Source organism: Pelomonas sp. BJYL3, from assembly GCF_027257975.1.
GTDB classification, from domain to species: domain Bacteria; phylum Pseudomonadota; class Gammaproteobacteria; order Burkholderiales; family Burkholderiaceae_C; genus Roseateles_B; species Roseateles_B flavus.
Genome location: NZ_JANZKX010000002.1, coordinates 237,281 through 261,013 on the forward strand (window position 1 = coordinate 237,281; position 23,733 = coordinate 261,013).

The 23,733-nt window shown below is 70.1% G+C and carries 21 protein-coding genes; 12 read left to right on the plus strand and 9 right to left on the minus strand.

Features of this window, described 5'->3' with window-relative positions; genetic code table 11:
• Window positions 1-4: 4 nt before the first annotated feature.
• Window positions 5-1,252: an MFS transporter gene (locus O9Y01_RS06775; protein WP_269630776.1), complete on the plus strand. Its 1,248-nt coding sequence runs from the start codon at window positions 5-7 to the stop codon at window positions 1,250-1,252.
• Between the two features lie 110 nt (window positions 1,253-1,362).
• On the opposite strand, the gene O9Y01_RS06780 is transcribed toward O9Y01_RS06775, so the two are convergent.
• The 3 genes from O9Y01_RS06780 to O9Y01_RS06790 all read right to left on the minus strand — a co-directional run bounded on the left by O9Y01_RS06780 (window position 1,363) and on the right by O9Y01_RS06790 (window position 5,187).
• On the minus strand, window positions 1,363-2,784 hold the full coding sequence (locus O9Y01_RS06780) for a glycosyl hydrolase family 28-related protein (RefSeq protein WP_269630777.1): 1,422 nt from the start codon (window positions 2,782-2,784) through the stop codon (window positions 1,363-1,365).
• 343 nt (window positions 2,785-3,127) lie between these two features.
• Window positions 3,128-4,339, minus strand: a complete 1,212-nt coding sequence (pncB, locus tag O9Y01_RS06785; protein WP_269630778.1) for a nicotinate phosphoribosyltransferase — start codon at window positions 4,337-4,339, stop codon at window positions 3,128-3,130.
• 11 nt (window positions 4,340-4,350) lie between these two features.
• Entirely contained in the window at window positions 4,351-5,187 is an 837-nt protein-coding gene (locus tag O9Y01_RS06790) for a cysteine hydrolase (protein ID WP_269630779.1), read from the minus strand.
• Between the two features lie 170 nt (window positions 5,188-5,357).
• Between O9Y01_RS06790 and O9Y01_RS06795 the strand changes: the two genes are divergently transcribed.
• Together O9Y01_RS06795 and O9Y01_RS06800 are read left to right on the plus strand one after the other, a co-directional pair.
• Window positions 5,358-6,065, plus strand: a complete 708-nt coding sequence (locus O9Y01_RS06795; RefSeq protein ID WP_269630780.1) for an NUDIX hydrolase — start codon at window positions 5,358-5,360, stop codon at window positions 6,063-6,065.
• A 109-nt stretch (window positions 6,066-6,174) separates the two neighbouring features.
• A complete protein-coding gene (locus O9Y01_RS06800; protein ID WP_269630781.1) occupies window positions 6,175-7,194 on the plus strand; it encodes a sensor domain-containing diguanylate cyclase in 1,020 nt (339 codons plus the stop codon).
• Between the two features lie 94 nt (window positions 7,195-7,288).
• Here O9Y01_RS06800 and O9Y01_RS06805 read toward each other — a convergent pair whose 3' ends face one another.
• On the minus strand, window positions 7,289-7,765 hold the full coding sequence (locus O9Y01_RS06805) for a helix-turn-helix domain-containing protein (protein ID WP_269630782.1): 477 nt from the start codon (window positions 7,763-7,765) through the stop codon (window positions 7,289-7,291).
• A gap of 109 nt (window positions 7,766-7,874) precedes the next feature.
• On the opposite strand from O9Y01_RS06805, the gene O9Y01_RS06810 reads away from it, so the two are divergent.
• The 3 genes from O9Y01_RS06810 to O9Y01_RS06820 are packed head-to-tail and all read left to right on the plus strand — an operon-like array spanning window position 7,875 to window position 9,257.
• A complete protein-coding gene (locus tag O9Y01_RS06810) occupies window positions 7,875-8,387 on the plus strand; it encodes a DUF2938 family protein (RefSeq protein WP_269630783.1) in 513 nt (170 codons plus the stop codon).
• Window positions 8,388-8,434: 47 nt separating this feature from the next.
• Window positions 8,435-9,001 carry a flavodoxin family protein gene (locus tag O9Y01_RS06815; protein WP_269630784.1) on the plus strand — a complete coding sequence of 189 codons (567 nt, stop codon included), beginning with the start codon at window positions 8,435-8,437 and terminating at the stop codon, window positions 8,999-9,001.
• A 16-nt stretch (window positions 9,002-9,017) separates the two neighbouring features.
• Window positions 9,018-9,257, plus strand: a complete 240-nt coding sequence (locus O9Y01_RS06820; protein WP_269630785.1) for a DUF2798 domain-containing protein — start codon at window positions 9,018-9,020, stop codon at window positions 9,255-9,257.
• 8 nt (window positions 9,258-9,265) lie between these two features.
• Here the strand turns inward: O9Y01_RS06820 and O9Y01_RS06825 are convergent, their stop codons facing one another.
• The 4 genes from O9Y01_RS06825 to O9Y01_RS06840 form a co-directional block, all read right to left on the minus strand.
• Window positions 9,266-10,387: an MBL fold metallo-hydrolase gene (locus tag O9Y01_RS06825; protein ID WP_269630786.1), complete on the minus strand. Its 1,122-nt coding sequence runs from the start codon at window positions 10,385-10,387 to the stop codon at window positions 9,266-9,268.
• A 61-nt stretch (window positions 10,388-10,448) separates the two neighbouring features.
• Window positions 10,449-11,306, minus strand: a complete 858-nt coding sequence (locus O9Y01_RS06830) for a substrate-binding periplasmic protein (protein ID WP_269630787.1) — start codon at window positions 11,304-11,306, stop codon at window positions 10,449-10,451.
• A gap of 203 nt (window positions 11,307-11,509) precedes the next feature.
• The gene (locus O9Y01_RS06835; RefSeq protein ID WP_269630788.1) at window positions 11,510-12,865 is read right to left on the minus strand and encodes a peptide MFS transporter; all 1,356 of its coding nucleotides are present in this window, start codon (window positions 12,863-12,865) and stop codon (window positions 11,510-11,512) included.
• A gap of 272 nt (window positions 12,866-13,137) precedes the next feature.
• Window positions 13,138-15,501 carry a heavy metal translocating P-type ATPase gene (locus O9Y01_RS06840; RefSeq protein ID WP_269630789.1) on the minus strand — a complete coding sequence of 788 codons (2,364 nt, stop codon included), beginning with the start codon at window positions 15,499-15,501 and terminating at the stop codon, window positions 13,138-13,140.
• 97 nt (window positions 15,502-15,598) lie between these two features.
• Between O9Y01_RS06840 and O9Y01_RS06845 the strand changes: the two genes are divergently transcribed.
• From O9Y01_RS06845 to O9Y01_RS06855, 3 genes are all read left to right on the plus strand, one after another.
• Window positions 15,599-16,051, plus strand: coding sequence for a Cd(II)/Pb(II)-responsive transcriptional regulator (locus tag O9Y01_RS06845; protein WP_269630790.1), 453 nt, complete (start codon window positions 15,599-15,601; stop codon window positions 16,049-16,051).
• Window positions 16,051-17,196 (plus strand): HPP family protein, encoded by a 1,146-nt coding sequence (locus O9Y01_RS06850; protein WP_269630791.1) that lies wholly within the window; start codon window positions 16,051-16,053, stop codon window positions 17,194-17,196. The genes O9Y01_RS06845 and O9Y01_RS06850 overlap by 1 nt, the downstream gene beginning before the upstream one ends.
• A gap of 75 nt (window positions 17,197-17,271) precedes the next feature.
• Window positions 17,272-18,792, plus strand: coding sequence for a sensor domain-containing diguanylate cyclase (locus tag O9Y01_RS06855; protein WP_269630792.1), 1,521 nt, complete (start codon window positions 17,272-17,274; stop codon window positions 18,790-18,792).
• A gap of 27 nt (window positions 18,793-18,819) precedes the next feature.
• On the opposite strand, the gene O9Y01_RS06860 is transcribed toward O9Y01_RS06855, so the two are convergent.
• Window positions 18,820-19,614 (minus strand): exodeoxyribonuclease III, encoded by a 795-nt coding sequence (locus O9Y01_RS06860; protein ID WP_269630793.1) that lies wholly within the window; start codon window positions 19,612-19,614, stop codon window positions 18,820-18,822.
• Between the two features lie 276 nt (window positions 19,615-19,890).
• On the opposite strand from O9Y01_RS06860, the gene O9Y01_RS06865 reads away from it, so the two are divergent.
• The 3 genes from O9Y01_RS06865 (at window position 19,891) to O9Y01_RS06875 (ending at window position 23,706) form a co-directional block, all read left to right on the plus strand.
• The gene (locus O9Y01_RS06865; protein WP_269630794.1) at window positions 19,891-22,152 is read left to right on the plus strand and encodes a TonB-dependent receptor; all 2,262 of its coding nucleotides are present in this window, start codon (window positions 19,891-19,893) and stop codon (window positions 22,150-22,152) included.
• A gap of 130 nt (window positions 22,153-22,282) precedes the next feature.
• Entirely contained in the window at window positions 22,283-22,954 is a 672-nt protein-coding gene (gene pyrE / locus O9Y01_RS06870) for an orotate phosphoribosyltransferase (protein ID WP_269630795.1), read from the plus strand.
• Window positions 22,954-23,706 carry a hypothetical protein gene (locus tag O9Y01_RS06875; RefSeq protein ID WP_269630796.1) on the plus strand — a complete coding sequence of 251 codons (753 nt, stop codon included), beginning with the start codon at window positions 22,954-22,956 and terminating at the stop codon, window positions 23,704-23,706. The genes pyrE and O9Y01_RS06875 overlap by 1 nt, the downstream gene beginning before the upstream one ends.
• Window positions 23,707-23,733: the final 27 nt, after the last annotated feature.

The following is a 23,733-nucleotide window of genomic DNA, read 5'->3' on the forward strand; positions in this document are numbered from 1 at the left end:
CCGCATGATTCTTGACCTCGGCCCCCTGCGCCACAACACCGCCTTTCGCCGCCTCTTCGCCAGCCAGTTCGTCTCCGGCCTCGGCACCATGGTCAGCTATGTGGCCGTGCCCTGGCAGCTCTATGAACTGACGCATTCCAACGCGCAGGTCGGCCTGCTGGGCCTGGTGCAGCTGCTGCCGGTGGTGCTGTGCGGCCTGCTGGGCGGCGCGGTGGCCGATCGCATGGACCGCAAGCGCCTGCTGATCGGCTCCGAGGCGCTGATGGCCCTGTGCCTGGCCGGCCTGCTGGCCAATGCCCTGAGCGCGGCGCCGAGCGTGGTCATGATCTACGCCCTCGTGGCGGTGCTGCAGGGCGCCAGCGGCTTTCACCGCCCGGCCCTGGAGGCGCTGACCCAGAAGCTCGCGCGGCCTGAGGAGTTCGCGGCCGTGGCGGCGCTCTCTTCGGTGCGGGGCACGGTGGGCATGGTGGCCGGCCCGGCGCTGGCGGGGCTGCTGCTGGCACGCTGGGGCGCGGTGGGCGCCTATGTCTTTGACTTCTGCACCTTCCTGGCCGCGCTGTTCTTCATCGCCCGCATCCCGAGGGCCGCCATCGGCACGCCCGCCTCGTCCGAGGACCGTCCGCATCTGCTGGCCGACCTCGCCGAGGGACTGCGCTTCGCCTGGCGGCGCCCGGAGCTGATGGGGACGTACATCGTCGACATCGTCGCCATGGCCTTCGCCTTCCCGGTGGCCCTGTTCCCGGCCATGGCCGCGGCGGATGGGCGCACCGAGTCCGTGGGCTGGCTGCTGTCGGCGATGTCGGTCGGCGCCCTGGTCATCGGCGTCTTCAGCGGCTGGACGGGGCGGGTGCGGCGGCATGGCCGGGCCGTGGTCCTCGCCGCGGCCGTATGGGCGCTGGGCATCGTGGCGCTGGGCTTCGCGCCCAGCCTGCTGCTGGGGCTGGCCTGCCTGGCCGTGGCCGGCGCGGCGGACATGGTCAGCGGCGTGTTCCGCGGCACCATCTGGAACGAGACCATCCCCAACGAGCTGCGCGGCCGCCTGGCCGGGATCGAGATGATCAGCTACCTCACCGGCCCCCTGATCGGCAACGCCCGCGCCGGCTTCATGGCCGATGCCTGGGGCGTGTCGACCGCCATCTGGATGGGCGGCGCGATCTGCCTGGCCGGCGTGGTCGCCACCGGCTTTGCGCTGCCGCGCTTCTGGGCCTACCGCAGCGCATCGGCGCAGGCCGCCGGCGCGCCGGCGGCCTGACCAGGCGCGAGACCCAGGCCGGTGCGCTCCGCCCCGAGGCGGCCCCCGGCTCGGCAGCCGCTGCTGCCGGAGCCGGGAGCCGCCCCAGGGCGGGCCGCTTGAGTGGGCCCTCAGCGGACCAGGTAGCTGAACTCCAGGTCGATGGTGCTACCGGCCGTCCAGGCCGCCGGATGACCCAGTCGCACGGACTGGCCGTTGAAGCCCAGCGTGAGGACATCCTCGTTCGCACCGATCGTGGCCCAGCAGGGGTAGGTCGTTCCATTGATGGTGACGACGGCGGGCAGCCCGCGCTGGTCAACCGACACATGCCCCTTGAACGGCAGGCTGAGCTGGTAGGCGCTCGTGCCATTGCCATAGGTGGTGGTGCTGCCCGTCACGACCCGGATCGACACCAGGCACGCATAGCCGCTGCGCTGGTAGGAGGCCGTGATCGAGCCGTTGCCGATGCTGGGCTGCGTGCCGCTGCCGGCAGGCTGAGTCCACAGCGGGGTGTAGGGCTTGCGCTGGTCGTAGACCTCGTTGTACTGGCAGGTGGCCGCTTCCTCCGTGAAGCCCGAACCGAGGGTGCAGGCGGTGATCTTCGCGCCCTGCATGTTCTTCAGGGCCACTGGCCCGGAGAAGGCCACGCCAGTGAGCGTGATGTCTGAGCCGCTCAGCGTGACAGGGTCGCTCAGGGAGGCAAAGCGCCCGTTGGCGATGTGCAGCAGGGCGGTGCTGGCCGAGGTCAGAAGGTTGCGTGCGTAGAAGTTGGTGACGGACACGCCATTGCCACCGGCCGAGAAGTCGAACAGCCCTCCGCTCAGCCAGATATTGCTGAAGAACTTGGGACTGGCCGTGTTGTCGGACAGCTTGACCGCCGCCACCGTGCCCGGGTTGGTCGTGGTGGCCTCCAGGTCCGCGATGGTCGAACCGCCGCCCTGGTTGAGAGCGAACTCCAGGGCGATGCCCTGCGACTGGCTGATGCGCACGCGCCGGATCAGCTGGCTGAAGCCATTGCTGACGACGATGCCGCGGCCCGAATAGCTGGCGCCCTGGCACTCCAGGTTGATGTCCTGGATCGAGCCCAGGTCACCCAGGGTCACGAGGTCGAAGTTGCCCATCTTCTTGAGAGTGGTGGCCCGCTGACCACCGGCGCCCTGCCAGGACTGGGAGGCCGGCTGCACGAGGCCGCCATACACCAGGTAGGTACCGGCAGGCCAGTAGAGGGTGCCCGCGCCGGTTGCGCTGATGGCCTTGTTGAGGCTCGCGGTGTCGTCTGCGCTGCCATTGCCGCGGGCGCCGAACTGCCTGACGGAGAAGCCGCCCGTGGCGCGCAGCTTCCAGCGCTTGCCGTCGTTGGCGACGATGATGGAACCGCCGTTGTCCAGCGAGCTCGAATCGGTGGCGTCGTAGTAGTAGGAACCGCCGCCGCCGTCGCCAGCGCCGTAGTAGCCGAGGACTTCGTAGACATCACCGGCGCTGGCACCGGTGATTGCGCGCAGCGTGCTGATGTTGGCAGTGGTCGAGATGATGGCCATGGTGCTTCCCTTCATTCCTTGTTGGTCGTTGCTGAATGCCTGCTGGATGGTCAGCAGATGCCAGTTCGAGTGAAGCCATCCAACGGGTTGGATGAGCGCATGGATTCCCCCTCGTTTTGCATCATGAATGCGAGGTCATGCCGGACGTGCTGTCCGTGCTTGGGAGGGGGCTGCCCGTCCCTCAGGGGGCGGGGCAGCGTGGAGGGAATCGCCTGGAAATGCGTTGACTGCTTCTTTTGTCTGGCATGAGAGATAGCTTACGGGGCTGGTAGCTCATGGCGTGAGCTACCAGGAAATCCGCCGGAATTTCCTGCGCTGTGTGCGCTCCTCGCCCCGCCGCCAGCGCGCCCTCAGGCGGTCACAGGGGCCGGACCCCGAAGACCTGGCGCAGGTAGGCCAGGAAGGTCTCGTCGTCGCACAGCGTCTTGCCGGGGCTGTCGCTGAGCTTGGCCACGGGCTGGCCGTTGGCATGGGTCAGCTTCATCACGATGTTCAGCGGCGTCAGGCCGAGGTCGTTGCTCAGGTGGGTGCCAATGCCGAATCCCAGCTGCACGCGGTCCGCGAAGTGGCGGTACAGCGCGATGGCCTTGTCCACGCTGAGGCCGTCGCTGAACACCAGGCGCTTGGTGTGGGCGTCGATGCGCAGGGCGGCGTAGTGGGCCAGGGCCTTCTCGCCCCAGGCGACGGGATCGCCGCTGTCATGGCGCAGGCCGTCGAAGAGCTTGGCGAAGTAGAGGTCGAAGTCGGCCAGGAAGGCGTCCATGCCCACCACGTCGGTCAGGGCGATGCCCAGGTCGCCGCGGTACTCCTGCACCCAGTCCTCCAGCGCGGCCTTCTGGTGGTCGCGCAGGCGCACGGTGCCCAGGGCCTGGAAGGTCTGCAGGTACTCGTGCGCCATGGTGCCGATGGGCACCAGGCCCAGCTCGCGCGCCAGCTTCACATTGGAGCTGCCCTTGAAGTGTTGCGGCAGGGCGTCGCGCAGCTGGCGCACGACCTCGCGCTGCCAGTCGCCCGAGAAGCGGCGGCGCAGGCCGAAGTCGAAGAGCTCGAAGGGATGGCGATGCCGCCCGGCCTCCTGCGCGAAGGCCTGCAGCGTGGCGATCTTGGCGTCCAGGCGGCGCTGGCCCTCGGCGCGCACGGCGGGGGTGTCCAGGCGGCGGAAATAGAGCTCGTTGACGATGGCCAGCACCGGGATCTCGAAGCCCATCACATGCACCTGCGGGCCGCGCGCGACGATGTGCAGGGTGTCGCCCTCGGTGCTGACCTCGATGAAGGCGCGCTGGAAACGGAACAGGCGCAGGAAGTCGATGAAGTCGCTCTTGATGAAGCGCAGCCCTCGCAGATAGGCCAGCTCCTCGTCCGTGAGGCTCAGGGCGCACAGGGCGTCGAGCTCGCGCTCGACCTCGGCCTTCAGCGTGCTGAGCGGATAGGCCGGCGTGTTGCGGCACACGAAGCGGTACTCCGCCTGCGTCTGCGGATGGCGGTGCAGCAGGGCCTGCCACATCGTGAACTTGTAGAGATCGGTGTCCAGCAGGCTGCGGATCACGGGGGCTTGGGCGGGGGCGCTCATGGGGCGGTCCTTCAGAAGTCGGTGCTGAGGGCCAGGCGCACGCCGCGCGCCTGCATGGCCGCGAAGAAGTCGGCCTGCGCGGCCTCGAAGCCGGCCACGGGGCTGATGCAGTCGCGCAGCAGCACCAGCTTGCCGCAGGAGGCCGCGGGCAAATGCTCGACCAGGTGCTCCACCGTGGCCCGCACGCAGTGGCTGCCGGCCTCACCCGCGATCAGGAGCTGGTCCGCGCTGTCCAGCGCGGCCAGCAGCGGGCGGTTGAGCTGGGTGCGGGCATCCTGTGCGTCGGGCACCTCGGCCTGCAGGGCGCTGTAGTGCTCGGTCCAGGGGTTCTCGCCCTTGCAGACGATCTGCACCGAGCGGCCCTGCGCATCGGCCCAGCGGTCCAGTGCCGACTGCAGGCCGGCATGCACGGCCTGGCCCCAGCTGCCCATCTGGCAGTGCACGGGCCAGACCATCAGCGTGTAGCGGCCGGTGGCCTCGAGCGCGTCAAGATAGTCCAGCACGCGAGGAAGGGCCGCGGCCTCGCGCGGGCGCCACGTGCCGGCGCGGACCTCGGCCGCGCTGATCGGGGTGAAGGGCGCCGGGGCGGCCTGGCCGCTCGCATCCCGCCAGAAGCCGGGGTGGGCGATGTCAATGCGCTGGTGCGAATCCAGCGTCACGGTGATGCCCTGCAGGCGCGCGCCCAGGCGCTCCACCAGGGCTGCGGCGCGCAGCAGGTCCGCATGGGCGCCCCCCACCGGCAGGGCCGGCCGGGCCGGAGCGCCCAGGGCCGGCGTGTGCGGCAGCCACTCCTCGGGCAGGTCACAGAAATCGTTCTGGGGATCAATCAGCAGCAGCTGGGTGTTCATGGCGGTCCTCCTGTTCAGGTCTTGCGCATGGATCCCATCATACGCCTACTTAAATACAACATGAAATTAACTAGAGCCAGCGGCTGGATGCGGCGTGCGCAGGCCGGTCCAGCAGGCATGAGCGCTGCGGCCGCCCAGCCCGGACCGGATTCGGCGCTATCCTCTGTTCGGTGAGCACTTCAACAAACTCCGCCCGCAAGCCGCCGCCCCTGATCTGCACCGTGGACCTGGTGCTGCTGACCCTCAGGGACGAGCAGCTGCAGGTGCTGCTGCTCAAGCGCGAGCGCGATCCCTTTGCCGGCGCCCTGGCCCTGCCGGGCGGCTATGTGCATGCGGACCAGGACCAAGGCTGCGAGGACGCTGCCCATCGCGTGCTGCGCGACAAGGCCGGCCTGGAGGGGCTCTACCTGGAACAGCTGGCCACCTTCAGCGGGCCGGGCCGGGATCCGCGGGGCTGGAGTGTGTCCGTGGCCTATGTGGCTCTGGTGGATGCCGGCCGGCTGGCCCGGCGTGCGCTCCCGGCGCCGGGCTGCAGCTGGCTGCCCGTGGACCGCCTGCCCGCCCTGGCCTTCGACCATGGGCACATCGTGGAGGCGGCGGTGGCGCGGGTGCGCAGCAAGAGCCTTTATTCCTCGCTGCCGGCCCACCTGTGCCCGGAGCCCTTCACCCTGCCCGAGCTGCATGCCGTCTACGAGGCGGTGCTGGGCGAGAGCGTCAATCCGGTGAGCTTCCGGCGCAAGATGGACGAGCTGGACATCCTCGACGCCGTCACCGGCGCCAAGCGGGCCGAGGGCGCCCACCGCCCGGCCCAGCTGTACCGGCTCAGGAAGGAATTCAGGCAGCGCCTGCGCCTGGTCGGGCGAGGGCTGAAAGCCTGATTGAGGGGGGTGCGCACGGTCCGGCCGTGCCGGACCCTGTCTAGAATTGTCTCCAGACTAAATGCAGATGACAGATTCAGGGAGTCATCCCACTCTTGCGGAGGCCGCCATGCTGACTGCGGCTGAACTCCTTCGAATCATCGACATCCACGGCCAGGTGGCCGAGATGGGCCTGGACCAGGCCGGCGTCATGAAGCTGGTGACCCAGACGACCCTGGAGCTGGTCGCCGCCGATGGCGCCGTCATCGAGATCGCCGAGGGCGACAGTCTCAGCTACCGGGCCGCCAGCGGCACCGCCGTCGCGCAGCTGGGGGTGAAGGTGGCGCTGAAGGCCAGCCTGTCCGGCGAATGCATGCGCCGCGCCGAGGCCCTGATCTGCACCGACTCCGAAGCGGACCCGCGCGTGGACCGCGCCGCCTGCCGCCGCGTGGGCCTGCGCTCCATGGTGGTCGTGCCCCTGATGCACCTGGGCCAGCCGGTGGGCGTGCTCAAGGCCATGTCCCGCGAGGTCGGCCACTTCGGGCCCAGGCAGGCGGAGCTATTGACCCTGCTGGCACGCGTGGTGGGCACGGCCATGTACTGGGCCACGCACTACGGGCAGGACGACCTGTTCCAGCGGGCCACCCATGACGACCTCACCGGCCTGGCCAACCGCGCCATGTTCCTGGAGCAGCTGCGCGGGGCCCTGCAGCGCGCGCGCCGCACCCAGCAGGGCCTGGCCGTGCTGATGCTGGACATGGATGGGCTCAAGTCCCTCAACGACGACCATGGCCACAGCGTCGGCGATGCCGCCCTGGTCGAATTCGCCCGGCGGCTGAAGGACACGGCCCGCAGCGAGGACGTGGTCGCCCGCCTGGGGGGCGACGAGTTTGCCGTCCTGATGCCCTCGATCAGCGAGGCGGGCGGTCCCGTGCAGTTCCATCGCCGGCTGCAGGAGGCCCTGGTGGCTCCCTTTGACTTTCGTGGCGCCTGTCATCTGGTGGAGGGGAGCTGCGGCTGGGCCTTGCACCCGGCCGATGGGAGCAGTGCCGAGGCCTTGATCGACTGCGCCGACCAGCGCATGTACGCGTCCAAGCGCGAGCGCAAGAAGGGCCTGGCGGACGTGCCGGCGGACCAGCCGGGCACCTGAGCCGCGGGGCCACGCGCCAGCGGGTCTCAGCGGAGCCCGCACACCGCGATCGCGCCGGGTGTCCGGGCGCGGGCCAGTGGCTCTCTTCGCTGGCTCAGCCGGGTGAGGCACCGGCCCGCGCCTTGCGGGCCCGACGGGCCTGCTCGGCGGGCGGGGCGCCACCGCCTTCGCGCTGCAGGTCCAGCGCCCCCGCTGCCGCGGCCTTGAGCAGGCGCTGGAAGGTGGGGCATTGCGCATGGCTGGGCGCCGGGCAGGCGGCGGCATGGCGCAGCCCGCGGCTCACGGCGCGCAGGCGCAGGACCTGGGCGTCGATCTCGTCCGCCTTGGACGCCAGCAGGCCGCGGTCCACGCTGGGCTCGCCGTTGGGCAGGACCATGGTGCGGATCTCATCCAGCGACAGCCCCGCGGCCTGCCCCAGCGCGATCAGGGCCAGCTGGTTCATCACGCCGGCCGGATAGCGCCGCCGGCCCGCACCCTCCCGCTCGAGGGGGGCGATGAGGCCGCGGCGCTCGTAGTAGCGCAGCGTGGATGCCGGCACACCCGAACGGCGGGCGACTTCCGCGATATCCATCACAGATCACCTCTTGACTTGAAGTTGACTTCAACTTCTATCCTGACTTCCATGGGCTCGAAGGTCAAGTGGCCGGAGGGCGCAGGACGCAATCCACAGGAGGTGTGTGATGAATGGATCGACGGACATGCTGTCCATCCTGGCGCAGGGCCTGGCCCTGGGCGCGGGTGCGACGGCGCTGATGGACCTCTGGCTCATGGGCCTGCGACGCGCTGGCGTGGCGACCCTGGACTTCGCCCTGCTGGGCCGCTGGGCGGGGCACCTGCCGCAGGGGCGCTGGCGGCACGAGGCCATTGCGAAGGCCCGCCCGGTGCGCGGCGAGCGGGTGCTGGGCTGGCTCGCGCACTACGCCGTGGGCCTGCTCTTCGCGGGCCTGCTGCTGGCCTGGCAGGGGCCCGCCTGGCTGGACGCCCCCCGCCTGGCGCCGGCCCTGCTGCTGGGCCTGGCCACCGTGGCGGCGCCCCTGCTCCTCATGCAGCCGGCCATGGGCGCCGGCCTGGCGGGGCGGCACAAGGGGCCGGTGGGCCCCAATGTGCTGCGCAGCGCGGCCAACCACCTCGTCTTCGGCCTCGGCCTCTACCTCAGCGCGCTGGCGATCCAGCTGCTGCGCGCCGCCGCCTGAGTGCCGGCTTCCTTTCCCATTCATTCCAACGCAAGGAGTACTCCCTCATGAAGAAGCTCGCAGTCATCTATCACAGCGCCCATGGGCACACGGCCCACATCGCCCGCCACATCGTCGAGGGGGCGCGGGGCGTGACCGGCGTGGAGGTCGACCTGCTGCAGGCCGAGACACTGGCCGACAGCCCCGATGCCGTCACCGCCTACGACGGCCTGCTGATGGGCTCGCCCACCTATCTGGGCGGCGTCTCCAGCGTGTTCAAGCGCTTCATGGACGCCACCGGTCGCCTGTGGCGCCAGCAAGGCCTGCGCGGCAAGCTGGCCGGCGGCTTCACGGTGTCCTCGCTGCCCTCGGGGGACAAGCAGTCCACGCTGATGTCGATGTTCGTCTTCGCCATGCAGCACGGCATGGTGTGGGTGGGCAATCCCATCCTGCCCGAGCAGCATGCGGGCGTTCCTGAGCATGAGGCGGCCAACCGGCTGGGGTCCTGGTCGGGCCTGATGGCGCAGTCCGGGCACGGCATGCCGGCCGATGCCTTCGAGCCGGGCGACGTCAAGACCGCCCGCATGTTCGGCCGCCACATGGCCGAGACGCTGCACCGCATGGGCGCGGCCTGAGGCGCGGGAGACGGCCATGATTCCTGCCCGCTTCGCCCCGGTCCTGTTCGCCCTGATCCTGTCAGGCCTGATGTCCGCGCTGGTCGCCGGCATCGCCAGCTGGAGCACATCCACGGCTGACATCCAGGATCCGTGGCCCTGGCTCCTGGCCTGGCGCAGCGCCTGGCTGCATGCCTGGCCCGTGGCCTTCCCCGCCGTGCTGCTGATGGCCCCGCTGACCCGCCGCCTCGTGGCCTGGCTGACGACACCGCGCTGAGTGGGCCCTCAGTCCAGCGGCCAGGGCATCCAGCGCGGCACGCGCGGCGCCTGGGCCGGCGCCTCCGCGGGCGCGGCGGGCTGGCCCGCCTGGCGCCACCAGGCGGCGGGGCTGGGCGTGGCCTGCGCAGGCTCCAGCGCCTCGCCCAGGCGGGGCATCAACAGGGGCACGCCGCGTGCGGGGGCGAGTTGCAGCAGGGTCTCGGCGGGCTCGTCCCAGTCGTGGGTGGCGAGGTTGAAGGTGCCCCAATGCACCGGCAGCAGGGCGCCGCCGCCGAGCCACTCCCAGGCCTGCAGGGCGTTCACCGGACCCAGGTGGATGTCGCCCCACGAGGGGTGGTAGGCGCCCACCTCCAGCATCACCAGGTCGAAGGGGCCGAAGCGCTCGCGGATGAGCTGGTACTCGCTGCTCAGGCCGGTGTCCCCGCTGAAGAAAACGCGGTGGCGGGGCGACTCGATCACGAAGGAGGACCACAGCGTGGCGTTCCTGTCCTTGAGCCCGCGGCCCGAGAAGTGCTGGGAGGGCGCGGCATGCACGCGCAAGTCGGTGCCGGGCAGGGTGTGCGACTCCCACCAGTCCAGTTCGATGATGCGCTCGGGCGGGATGCCCCAGGCTTCCAGGTGCGCGCCCACGCCCAGGGAGGTGATGAAGGGCTGCGGCCGCTTGGCCAGGGCGCGGAGGGTGGGGTAGTCGAGGTGGTCGTAGTGGTCGTGCGAGATCAGCACGGCGTCCAGCGCAGGCAGGGCGCGCAGCGGCACGGGGGGCGCTTGGTAGCGCCTGGGGCCGGCCAGGGTGGAGGGCGAGACTCGCGGGCCCCAGACCGGGTCGGTCAGCAGGCGCAGGCCGTCGATCTCGATCAGCACGCTGGAATGGCCCAGCCAGCTGGCGCGCAGGCCGCTGCCGGGCGCGCGGGTCCAGGTCTCGCGCGGGTTGGCCACGGGCAGCGGGCCGGGCGGGCGGCGGCGGCCGTCGGGACAGAGGATCTCCAGCATGGAGGCCCGCGGGCCGTCGACATCACGCAGCCCCGGGGCGATGGGATGGACGTTGCGGAAGCCCTGGCCGTCCCAGCGCGGCGAGGCCTGCATGCGTTCCAGACGTGCGCCGCTGGCGCGCTTGCCCATTGATTTCATGTGCCGGAGCTCCCGGGGTGTCGAGGCTTCACATCCTATGCGCTGAGGGACTCGGCGGTTCTCAGCGGGCGCCGCTGCCGGGCCGTCCGGCGGCCGGGGCCTCCAGGGGCTTCACGATGAGGCGGCTGGCCTGGACGGGCCCCAGATGGCGGTCCGCCAGGCGCTGCACGGTGCCGTCGTGCAGCAGGCTCAGCAGGGCCTCGCGCAGGCGGCGGCGCTCGGCCTCGGGCAGGGTCTTGCGCGACAGGGCCCAGGCGCCCACGCTCAGCGATTCCGGCCACCAGGCGCGCAGGGCCAGGTCCTCCGGCCACTGGGGTGACCCTTCGTAGAGCTCCATGGGATAGACCAGGACGGCCTCGATGCGCCGGGCCTTGAAGGCCTTCAGCAGGCTGGGCTTGTCGGCGCTTTCGCTGACCCGACCGGCCTGGCGCAGGGCCTCGATCCAGGGCTCGGTGGCGGGCGCATGGCGGGCGCCGCGCACCACGCCCAGGCGCAGACGGGCATCGGCCAGGAAGTCCGCCGGGCCGGCCAGCCGGCGTGCCAGCTCCAGCGAGACCAGCAGGTGCAGCTGGGCCTGCACCAGGGGAACGAACTCCGCCAGGCGCTCGCGGTCCGGGGTGACCAGGGCGGCGGTCACGATGTCCGCGTCGCCCGTCTCCAGCGCCTGCCACAGCCGCACATTGCTGACCGCCGTGCCCTGCAGCCGGCATTGGCTGCGCGCGGCCAGGGCTTCCAGGAGGTCCACGTCCAGGCCGTGAGCCCGGCCGTCACTGCTGACTTCATAGAGGCCGGGGTAGTGCTGGAAGGCCACGCGGAAAGGGCCGCAGGCCTGGGCGGCGGGCAGCAGCAGGGTGGCGAGCACGAGCGCGGCCCCGGCGGCCTGCAGCAGGAAGCAAGGGCGGGGGCCGGCAATCGGCATGCCTGTCTCCGACGTGAGTCTTGGCTCCCTGACCCGTGCGGGCGAGCGGACTCGGTCGAGGGCTGGCCCGCTTCATCGCAGGGTCCAGGATAGCGCGAGGTCGGTCGCGCTGCAGCACCTGCTCAGCGGACGCTGGCGCGTGGGGCTGAAGAAATGAAAAAGGACGCGCCGAAGCGCGTCCTTTTGCACAGGGTCTGGAGAAATCAGGCCTTGGTGTCCTCGGCGCCATGCGTCCAGTTCACCAGCTTGCCGGATATGGCCCACAAACCCGCGCCGAAGATGAGCAGGAAGACGGTCAGTCCGCCGAAGATGGCCAGGTCACCGGCATGCTTGGCATAGGCACCCACCACACCGGCCAGCTTGTTGGCGACGGCATTGATCAGGAACCACACGCCCATCATCAGGCTGGCCAGGCGCAGCGGTGCGAGCTTGGTGACCATGGACAGGCCCACAGGCGAAATGCACAGCTCGCCCATGGTGTGCAGCATGTATGCAAGCACCAGCCAGTGCATGCCAGCCTTGCCGTGGGCAGACTGCTCCAGCGAGGCGCCCACCATGAACATGAAGCCCAGGGCGGTGAACACCAGGCCCAGGATCATCTTGGTCGGCGTACTGGGGTTCCGGCCCGCGCGGCCCATGCGGCTCCAGATCATGGCGAAGACCGGGCCCAACAGCACGATGAAGAAGGAGTTGACGGCCTGGAACCAGCCAGCCGGCACCTCGAAGCTGCCGATGAAGCGGTCGGTCTTCTGCGAAGCATAGATGTTCAGCAGGCCGCCGGCCTGCTCGAAAGCCGTCCAGAAGACCACGATGAAGACGAAGAGCACAAAGACGACGCGCATGCGGTCCCACTCGACCTGAGTCAGCGGCTCCTTCTTGCCACCGCTGGCGGCCAGTGCACGCTTAGCCCCGGGCTCCTTACCGACATCGCTCAGCAGACGCTGAGCCAGCAAAAGCTGGGTCACCACGGAGATGAGCATGCCGATGCCGGCAGACATGTAGCCGTACTTCCAGCCCCAGTCGGCGCTCTCGCCGAGGGTGGAGCAGATCAGCGGAGCCATGAAGGCACCCACGTTGATGCCCATGTAGAAGATCGTGAAGGCGGCATCACGGCGGGCGTCGCCTGGCCGGTAGAGGTCGCCCACCATCGTCGAGATATTGGGCTTGAAGAAGCCGTTGCCCACGATCAGGAGTCCCAGCCCCACCTTGAACAGCTGTTCATTGCCGGGAACGGCTGCCGACAGGGTGAACTGGCCAGCGGCCATGATCAGACCACCCAGGATGATGGACTTGCGTTGGCCCAGGAAGTTGTCCGCGATCCAGCCACCGAAGAGGGGCGTCAGGTAGCAAAGGCCGGTGAAGGTGCCGTAAAGGCTCAGCGCCTCGACCTCGGTCCATCCGAAGCCCGGATTGGCGGAACTGGTGCTGGCGATCAGCGTCAACACCAGGAGGGCGCGCATGCCGTAGTAGCTGAAGCGCTCCCACATTTCCGTGGCAAACAGAAGGAACAGGCCCTTCGGATGGCCGAGCAGGGTACCGGCCGGGACGTTAGAACTCATACGAAACCTTTGGGTGACAGGTCAGGGTCTGGCCGCTCCACCGGTTGGCAAAGCGGGCACAAGGCAACAGGACATCGGCCGGACGCGCCACGGTGGTCCGCGCCCCTGGGCGGGACCGCCTGGCATCGGGCCGCGCGGGGTCGCGGGATTGTCGCCGCGCGTTTACAGCGTGTTTCTGCGGGTTCCTACCAAGGACAAGACCTGACCCCATGTCTTTCGGCATGGGTGGCCAGGTCTTTGCAGAAGCCGCCGGGGCGGCGTTCGCACCGAATTCAGGCCCGCGGCTGCCAGCGCAGCAGGCGCAGGCCCAGCAGCACGACCAGCAGCGCCGCGCCCGCATCGGCCAGCACGGCCAGCCACAGGCTGCCCCAGCCGGCGAGGGTCAGGGCCAGCACCACGGCCTTGAGTCCCAAAGCCAGGCCGATGTTCTGCCACAGCACCCGCTTGCAGTCCCGCGAGAGGGCGATCAGCTCCGGCAGGCGGCGCAGGTCGTCCTGCATCAGGGCAATGTCCGCGGTCTCCAGCGCAGTGGCGGTGCCGGCCGCGCCCATGGCGATACCGATGTCGGCGCGGGCCAGGGCCGGGGCGTCGTTGACGCCGTCACCCACCATGGCCACCAGGCCGCGCTCGCGCAGGTGGGCGATGGCGGCGAGCTTCTGCTCGGGCAGCAGCGGAGCCTGGACCTGGGCCTCGGGCAGTCCCAGCTCGCGGGCGGCGGCCAGGGCGGCGCCGCGCTGGTCCCCGCTGAGCATGTGCACCTGCACGCCGGCCGCCTGCAGCGCGGCCACGGTGCCCGCGCTGTGCGCACGCAGCCGGTCGCGCAGGGCCAGCAGGCCTTCGCAGCGCCAGCGCCCGGCCTCCTCGCGCAGCAGCCACAGCACGCTGCAGCCGGCCTCGCTCCAGGCGCGCGCGGCGGTCTCTGCGGCGGGGCTCAGGGCCGCCCGCTCGCGCGCCAGGGTCTCGTTGCCCAGCTGCCAGGCCTGCCCGTTGAGCCGGGCGCGCACGCCGCGGCCGGGCAGGGTCTCGAAGTCCAGCAGGGGGATGAGGGTCAGGTCTTGCGCCGCCGCGGCCTCCAGCAGGGCCAGGGCCAGCGGATGGCGCGAGCCGGCGTCCAGGCTGGCCGCGTGGCGCAGCAGTCCGGCTTCGTCCAGCGTGCCCAGCACGGTGTGCCCGACCAGGGCCGGCCTGCCTTCGGTGAGGGTGCCGGTCTTGTCCAGCGCGATGCTCTTCAGCAGGTGCGCCTGCTCCAGGTAGAGCCCGCCCTTGATCAGCAGGCCGCGGCGGGCGCCGGCCGTCAGCGCGCTGACCACCGTCACCGGCGTGGAGATCACCAGGGCGCAGGGGCAGGCCACCACCATCAGCACCAGGGCCTTGTAGATCCAGGGCGTGAAGGGGCCGCCCAACCACAGCGGCGGCAGCAGGGCCAGCAGCAGCGCGGCCGCAACGACCAGGGGCGTGTAGACCCGCGCAAAGCGGTCCACGAAGCGCTGCGTGGGCGCGCGCTGCGCCTGCGCCTCCTGCACGGCCTGCGCCATGCGGTCCAGCAGGGTGTGGCCCTTGGCGGCCGTCACCGTCATCAGCAGCAGGCCCAGTTCGTTGACCGAGCCGGCCAGCAGGGTGTCCCCCGGCTGCTTGGGCACGGGCAGGCTCTCGCCGGTCAGCGCGGCCTCGTTGACGCTGGACTGGCCCTCGATCACCTGGCCGTCCAGGGGCACGCGCTCGCCGGCGCGGATGCGCAGCACGGCGCCCAGGGGCAGCTGCTCGCTGGGGCGCTCGGCCCACTGGCCGTCGGGCAGGCGCAGCCAGGCGGTCTCGGGCACCAGGGCGCTGAGGGCGCGGATGGCGTCGCGCGCGCGGGCCAGGCTGAGGGCCTCCAGCATCTCGGACAGGCCGAAGAGCCAGACCACCATGGCCGCCTCCGGCCACTGGCCCAGGACCAAGGCGCCGATCACGGCCAGGCTCATCAGCAGGTGGATGTTGAGCGTGAGGCTTCGCAGGGCCACCCAGCCCTTGCGCAGGGTGGGCAGCCCGCCCAGGACGACGGCTGCCAGGGCGCAGGCAATCACCGCGGCCTCGGCGGCGCCCGTGTAGTGCAGGGCCTCGGAGGCCACCGCCGCCACGCCGGCCGCCGCCATGCGCCAGCGCAGGGGCACGGGCACCGCGGGTGCGAGCGGCGCGGCGCGCTGGGCGTCCAGCGGCACGGCGTCCAGGCCCGCGGCGCGGATGCGCTGCTGCAGGGCCTGGACCAGGCCGGGGGCGGCCGCCGCGTCGTGGTCCACGCTGAGCACGCGACCCAGCAGGTCGAAATGCAGGGCGCGGATCGCGGGCTCGCCGTCCAGGTGCTTGCGCAGCAGGGCCTCCTCGGTCGGGCAGTCCATGCCGGCGATGTGCAGACGCAGGCGCTGCTGGCCCGGCGCCAGGCCGGCCGGGGGCGCGACGCTCAGCGGCGCCGCGCAGCCGCTGTCGCAGTGGGCCTCGGCGGGGCCGTGCCCCTGGTCGTGATCGTGGTCGTGCGCGCGTGTCGGGGCATGCGCGTGTTCGTGCTCGTGTGCGTGCCCGCAGCAGGGCTCGTCCCGGACTGTCGTGCAGGCGGAAAGGGCCTGTGGCTGGGCGTTGGCGCAGGAGGGCTTGGTCATGGGGGGGTATTTCACAGCCTGTAGCCACTCCAGAGTCAAGCGACTATGCTGCGGCCTTTTCCAGCAGCGCTGCCCCGGGGGCAGAAGGTCAGTGCCCATGCGCATCGGCGAACTCAGCAAGGCCACGGGGGTCGACATCGAGACCATCCGCTTCTACGAGAAATCGGGGCTGCTGCCCCCGCCCGCCCGCAGCGACAACGGCTACCGGGACTACGCCCAGCTCCAGCTGGAGCGCCTGGCCTTCATCCGGCACTGCCGGGCGCTGGACATGTCCCTGGCCGATGTGGACCTGCTGCTGCAGAGCCTGCAGAGCCACGATCCGCAGCAGCTGGCCAGCGTGGACGCCCTGGTCGATGCGCAGCTGGCGCGGGTGCGGGCCCGGCTCAAGAGCATGCAGGCCCTGGAGGCGCAGCTGCAGGCGCTCAAGGGCCGCTGCGATGCGCGGCACGAGCAGCATGCCTGCGGCATCCTGGCCGAGCTGGTGGCGGCCGCGCACGGCGAGGCCTGCGCCTGCCATGGCGAGAAGCCGGCCGAGGAGCCGCGCCGATGATGAGCACCGCCTCCTTCGGCGCCCGCTGGCGCGCCCGGCTGAGCCCCTTCGTGCCCGCGCCCCTCACCGCCCCGTGGCGCGAGCTGCTGCTGGGGGCCCTGGGCGTGGGCCTGGGCCTGCTGTGCACGGAATGGATCAGCCGCCACGCGCTGGCGGGTCAGGCCCTGTGGTTCGTCGCGCCCATGGGCGCCTCGGCGGTGCTGGTGTTCAGCGTGCCGGCCAGCCCGCTGGCCCAGCCCTGGTCGGTGCTGGGCGGCAATGTGGTCTCGGCTTTGATCGGCGTGGCCTGCCATCACGTGCTGGGGGCCTCCGGGCCGGCGCTGGCCGCCGCGGGGCTGCTGGCGGTGCTGGCCATGATCGCCCTGCGCTGCCTGCATCCGCCCGGCGGCGCGGTGGCCGTCACCGCGGCGCTGGGCAGCCCGACGCTGGAGAGCCTGGGCTATGGCTACGCCTTCTGGCCGGTGGGGCTGAACTCGCTGCTGATGCTGCTGCTGGCCCTGGTCTTCAACCGCCTGGCCGGCCGCCACTATCCGCACCATGGCGCCGCGCCGGTGAACGTGCACCGCACGGCCGACCCCCTGCCCAGCCGCCGCGCGGGCTTCGTGAAGGAGGACGTGGACGCGGCCCTGGCCTCCTTCGGCGAGATCCTGGACATCGACCGCCAGGACCTGGAGGAGATCCTCGTGCGTGCCCAGCAGCACGCCCAGCAGCGGCACTGGGGCGCCATCCGCTGCGCCGACGTGATGGCCCGCGACGTGGTCTGCATCGGCCCCGAGGCCTCGCTGGACGACGCCTGGGGCCTGCTGGCCCGCCACAAGGTCAAGGCGCTGCCGGTGGTGGACACCAGCCAGCGCCTGGTGGGCATCGTCTCCCTGCATGACTTCTTCCTGGGCCGCGAGCCCTCGGCGCTGGAGCGCTTCCCCCGCATGACCGAGGCGCGCCGCGTGGCCGACATCATGACGCCCAAGGTGCGGAGCGCCCGGCCCGAGCAGGCCCTGGCCGAGCTGGTCGGCGCCTTCTCCGACGGTGGCCTGCACCACATGCCGGTGGTGGACGAGGCGCGGCGCGTGGTGGGCATGATCACGCAGTCGGACGTGGTGGCGGCGCTGTTCATGCGCCAGCCTGCGCAGGCGCTGCCGGCCTGAGTCCGGGCCGTGAAGCCTGCACGGCCGGCGCAGGCGCCCGCAGGTGCCGCAGCCTCATGCCGGGCCACATGCCCTATGCTCGGCTTGCTGTACTTCCTGTCACCCATGGCCCACAGCCACCCGCCCCCGCGTTACCGTACCCTGTCGCCCTGGAAGCTGTGGCGGCATGGCACCGCCGGCGAGCGGGCGCTGCTGCTGGGCGGCTGGGGCCTCCTGGTGCTGCTGAGCGTCGTCCTGGGCCTGGCCTCGGTGATCGGGCGCTGGTCCGGCCTGCCTCTGCAGCTGGGGGGCGTGCAGGTCTACATCACCCTGTATCCGCCCCTGCTGATCTGTCTGTGGCTGAGCCTGTGCTGGGGATGGCGCTGGGGCGCGGTCCCGGCCTACCTGGCCACCCTGAGCCTGGCGCTCTACGCGGGCATGCCCTGGTACTGGGCCCTGCTCTTCGCCTGCGCCAACCCGCTGGGCTTCGCCATCATGGTGATGGGCTACCAGGCCATTCCCATGCGCCGCGAGCTGCGGGATCTCAGCGCCCTGCTCTTCTACGTGCAGCTGAGCTTCGTGGCGAGCATCTTCAGCTCCAGCGGCGCGCTGATCTGGTGGTACACGAACGGCATCGACCGCACCGCCATGCTGGCCATCTGGCAGGGCTGGTGGCTGGGCTCCTTCGTACAGAGCCTGTTCATCGTCGGCCCCCTGATGGCCCTGGGCTGGCCCGCCATCGACGCCTGGCAGGCACGCCGCCCCTCGCTGATGAGCACACCGGCCCGCGACCCGCGCCGCGCCGTGCTGCGTCTGCTGGCGGCGGTCACCGCGGCGGTGATCGCCTACGGCTTCCTGACCCTGCACCTGTCGTCCGCCCAGCTGGAGCAGCTGCGCAGCCAGCCCGGCGCCGCGCTGGGCCCGGCGCTGGAGGTGATGCAGCAGAGCAGCTGGGTTTTCTTCGGTGTCTTTTCGCTGATCGTGCTGTTCATGGCCTTCTTCGGCTACCAGCTCTTCGTGCACTGGCAGCGCTCCGTGGACCAGCTGCTGGCAGAACTGCACCATGCCAACCGCGGTCTGGAGACCCTGGCCCACACCGATGCCCTGACAGGCCTGCTGAACCGGCGTGCGGCCGATGAGCGCCTGTTCGCAGAGTGGCATCGCACGGTGCGCACGGGGTCCGGCGCCACGCTGGTGATGCTGGACATCGACCATTTCAAGCAGATCAACGACCGCTACGGCCACCTCGCAGGCGACACCGTGATCCGCACCCTGGCCCAGGCCATCAAGGACGAAGTGCGCGAGATGGACGTCGCCAGCCGCTATGGCGGCGAGGAGTTCCTCGTCATCCTGCCGCAGACGGCGGCGTCAGGTGCCCGCGGCTTTGCCGAGCGCCTGCGGCAGCGGGTCGAGGCCTGCGAGGCCGTGCATGCGGGGGAGAGGATCCGCTTCACCATCAGCCTGGGGCTGGCCGAGCTGAAGGCGCTGGACCCGGCCCACCTGAGCGCGCTGGACCGTGCGGACCAGGCGCTCTACAGCGCCAAGAAGGCCGGCCGTAACCGCACCGAAAGCGCCCCCTCGGGCGACGATGCCCCGCAGGCCGACCGGCGCGCATGAGCTGCGGCTCATGGCCGCCTCATCGCCTCAGAGCTTGAAGTCGTAGTCGATCGTCAGCGGTGCATGGTCGCTGAACTTCTGGTCCTTGTAGATGGACTCGCGCCGGGCCAGGGCGGCCAGCTGGGGCGTGGCGAAGTGGTAGTCCAGGCGCCAGCCCACGTTCTTGGCATAGGCCTGGCCGCGGTTGCTCCACCAGGTGTAGCAGGCGTCCGTGGTGTCGGGCTGCAGCTGGCGGTAGACGTCCACCAGGCCGCCCTGGGCCGGATCGATCAGCTGGGTCACCCAGGCGCGTTCCTCGGGCAGGAAGCCGCTGTTCTTGAGGTTGCCCTTCCAGTTCTTGAGGTCGGCTTCCTTGTGGGCGATGTTGATGTCGCCGACGAGGATGAACTCGCGCTGCCCCTTCAGCGCCATCAGGTGCGGGTAGATGGCCGCGAGGAAGCGGAACTTGGCCTGCTGGCGGTCCTCGCCGCTGGAGCCGCTGGGGAAGTAGCAGCTGATCAGGCTCAGCTTGCGGCCGGGCTTGTCGAAGCGCTTCTCGATGTAGCGGCCTTCGTCGTCGAATTCCTGCACGCCGATGCCGGTGATGATGTCGCTGGGCTCGTCGCGCGTGTAGAGGCCCACGCCGGAGTAGCCCTTCTTCTGGGCGTAGTGGAAATGGCCCTTGAGGCCGCCCGGGCTGCAGAAGATCTGGTCGACATGCTCATGCTGGGCCTTCACCTCCTGGACGCCGACGGCATCGGCCTGCTGCTGGGGCAGCCAGTCGAAGAAGCCCTTGGTGGCGGCGGAGCGGATGCCATTGAGATTGGCGGTGATGAAGCGCACGGTCGATACCTCGGCTGAGACGGAGAGGCGCCAGTATCGCAGTGAGGCGGTGATGAACTGGTCTGATGTCGGTCCGCAACAGCCTCGCACTGTTCAGGTGCGCCGGCTCAGATAGGGATGACGCCGCGCCGCCGCTCTTGATAGATTCCTCCCCACGCAATGGCAAACGTTTGGCGCCCGATCACGACACGGCCCGAGGCCTGTCGCGCTGCCGAGCGAGGTCCTGCCTCGACAAGGGCGCCGTCGGCATTCCAGACAAATTCAAGGAGCTTCCCCATGACCCGATCCACGTTGAGCCGCCCCACGCCGCTGGCGCTGGCCCTTGCCCTGGCCCTGCCGGCCCTGCTGTCGAGCACGGCTCAGGCCCAGGAGGCCGCCAAGGCCGACGCCGCCCGGCCCCAGACCAACCAGCTGGAGGCCGTGGTGATCACCGCCGAGCGCCGGGTGGAAAACATCAAGGACGTGCCCAACGCGGTCTCGGCCATCAGCGGCGAGAAGCTGGACGTCATCAATTCCAGCGGCCAGGACATCCGCGCCCTGTCAGGCCGTGTGCCCAGCCTGAACATCGAGTCCTCCTTCGGCCGGGCCTTCCCGCGCTTCTACCTGCGCGGCTACGGCAACACCGATTTCCGCCTCAACGCCTCGCAGCCCGTCTCGCTGATCTATGACGAGGTGGTGCAGGAGAACCCCATCCTCAAGGGCTTCCCGGCCTTCGATGTGAAGAACGTGGAAGTGCTGGCCGGCCCCCAGGGCACCCTGTTCGGCCGCAACACACCGGCCGGCGTGGTGAAGTTCGAGTCGGTCAAGCCGTCCAAGCGCCAGGACGCCTATTTCAACGCCTCCTTCGGCAGCCAGGGCATGGTGAACCTGGAAGGCGCAGCCAACCTGCCGGTGGGCGGGGACTGGGCCGTGCGCATCTCGGCCCAGAACCAGCACCGTGGCAACTGGGTCAAGAACGAGCTGCCCAATGCCAAGACGCCCGCCACCGAGGGCTACGATGACCGTGCCGTGCGCATCCAGGCGCTCTACGAGGCCAACCAGGCCTTCAGCGCCCTGTTCAATGTGCACAACCGCGAGCTCAAGGGCAGCCCGCGCCTGTTCCGGGCCTCCATCATCAAGCCTGGCAGCAATGACCTGGTCGACGGCTTCGACCCGGCCAAGATGGTCATCGACGGGACCAACGAGCAGCGCCTGCACAGCACCGGCGCCAGCCTGCGCCTGAAGTGGGCCCTGGACGGCGTGACCCTGCACTCCATCAGTGCCATCGAGACCGTGCAGCCCTTCAGCCGCGGCGACGTCGACGGCGGCTACATCTATCACAACCCCTTCTCCGGCGACCCCAAGCCGGCACCCTACCCCACGCAGGGCGAGGCCACGTGGCAGATGGACACCTCGGACGGTCTGATGGGTCACCGCCAGCTGACGCAGGAATTCCGCCTGGAGTCGCAGGCCGCCGGCCCGATGCGCTGGCAGGGCGGTCTCTACCTCTTCGACGAGAAGTACACGATGCGCACCGTGGACTACACGGCGGCCAACCCGGCCGACAGCATCGTGGACACCCGCCAGACCAACAAGGCCTGGGCCCTGTTCGGCTCGGTCAACTATGAGCTGAGCCCCAATCTCAAGCTGCGCGGCGGCCTGCGCTACACCCAGGACAAGAAGGACCTGAACACCGTCGGCAAGGTCAACGACGGCGCCGGCACCAGCGCCAGCACCGACGACCACAAGGTCAGCTGGGATGCCTCCGGCACCTATGCCCTGGACAAGCAGACCAACCTCTACGCACGCGTGGCCACCGGCTTCCGTGCCGCCTCCATCTACCCGGCCAGCGGCTTCGGCACGCAGAGCAAGGCGCGCCCCGAAACCGTCACCTCCTACGAGGCCGGCGTGAAGAGCGAGTTCTGGAACCGCCGCGCCCGCTTGTCGGCCAATGTCTTCGCCTACACGGTGAAGGATCAACAGCTGACCGCCGTGGGCGGCTCGGGCAACTTCAACACGCTGCTCAACGCCAGCAAGGGCGAGGGCCAGGGCTTCGAGCTCAACCTGGACCTGATCCCGGTCGATCGCCTGATGCTCACGATGGGCCTCAGCTACAACGACACCAAGATCAAGGACCCCACGCTCTATGCCACCCGCCCGGGCAGCAATCCCGTGATGGTGGGCACGCCTGATGCCAGCGGCCGCTACAGCCTCTACAACAACCCGCTGCCCAACGCGCCGAAGTGGATCGCCAACCTGACGGCCCGCTACTCGATCCCGACGGCCGAGGGCAATGAATACTTCATCTACACCGACTGGGCCTATCGCTCCAAGGTCAATTTCTTCCTGTACGAGGCCAAGGAATTCACCGGCAAGGCCCTGATGGAAGGCGGCCTGCGCGCGGGCTATGTCTGGGGCGACGGCAAGTACGAGGTGGCCGGCTTCGTGCGCAACCTGACCAACAAGGTCGTCGTCAACGGTGCCATCGACTTCGACAACCTGACCGGCTTCATCAACGACCCGCGCACCTACGGCATCCAGTTCAAGGCCCTCTTCTGAGCCCTGGCTGATCCCCGCCCCGGCGGCCCGCAAGGCCCGTCACCCCCCTTGTTTCACGGGGCGGGGTGGCGGGCCTTCGCATGCCGGCTCAATACAATGCGGGCCACCCCGAGACCCGCATCACCTGCCCATGACCACCACCTCCACGCCCCTTGCCCAGGAATTCGTTGCCTTTGCCGTGGAGGCGGGCGTGCTGCGCTTCGGCGAGTTCAAGACCAAGGCCGGCCGCCTGAGCCCCTACTTCTTCAATGCCGGGCTCTTCAACGACGGCGCCAAGCTGGGCCGCCTGGCTGAGTTCTACGCCAAGACCCTGCTGGCCTCGGGCATCGAGTTCGACATGATCTTCGGCCCGGCCTACAAGGGCATCACCCTGGCCGCCGCCGTCTCGGTGGAGCTGGCCCGCCTGGGCCACAACAAGCCCTTTGCCTACAACCGCAAGGAAGCCAAGGACCATGGCGAGGGCGGCACCCTCGTCGGAGCGCCGGTCCAGGGCCGGGTGCTGATCATCGACGACGTGATCTCCGCCGGCACCTCGGTGCGGGAGTCCATCGCCATGATCCAGGCCGCGGGCGCGACGCCCTGCGGCGTCTCGATCGCCCTGGACCGCCAGGAGAAGGCGGCCGAGAACGGCGTCGAGCAGCCCTGGTCGGCAGTGCAGTATGTCAACCGCCAGCTGCAATTGCCCGTGAGTGCCATTGCCGGGCTGTCCGACTTGCTGCAGTATCTGCACCACAACAGCTCGGCGGACATCGCCGCCCATGCGGCGGCTGTCCAGGCCTATCGAGATCGCTACGGAGTCTGATGCCACTTCCGCGCCGCCCCATGTTCTCGCGCCAGTCCCTGGGCCCGTCCCTGCGTCCGTCGCTGCCGCTGCTGGCTGCCTTGCTGGGCCTGCTGGGGACAGGTCTTGCCCAGGCCCAGAGCAAGCCCATCTACAGCTGCGTGGCGCCGGACGGCCGCAAGCTGACCTCGGACCGCCCCATCCCCGAATGCGCCACCCGGGAGCAGAAGCTGCACAACCCGGACGGCTCGGTGAAGTCCGTGCTGCCGCCCGCCATGTCCATGGAGGAGAAGGCGGCGTATGAGCTGCGGGAGCGCAAGCTGGCTGCGGAGCGCGCGGCTCAGCAGGACGCGATCCGTCGCGACCGCAACCTCATGATCCGCTACCGCAACGAGTCCGCCCACCGCGAGGCCCGGGAGTCGGCGCTGGATGACATCAACAAGGCCATGCAGGTCTCGGAGCGCCGCATCAAGGAGCTGGCCGCGGAGCGCAAGCCCCTGCTGGAAGAGGCGGAGTTCTACAAGGGCAAGGCCATGCCCGGCAAGCTCCGGCAGCAGCTGGATGCCAACGAGGTCTCGGTGGAGGCGCAGCGCGTGCTGATCGAGAACCAGAAGGCCGAGCTGGTGCGGGTCAACAAAGTCTTCGACCTCGAGCTGCAGCGCCTGAAGAAGCTGTGGGGCGGCGCCCCGCCGGGCAGCCTCGACGGTCCGGCTGCGCCCGCCGCCTCCCAGCCGGGCAGTTCGCCGCAGCCCGCCCCGGGCAGCAGCCGCTGAGAGGCCGCGTCCAGGGCCTGCCTTCCG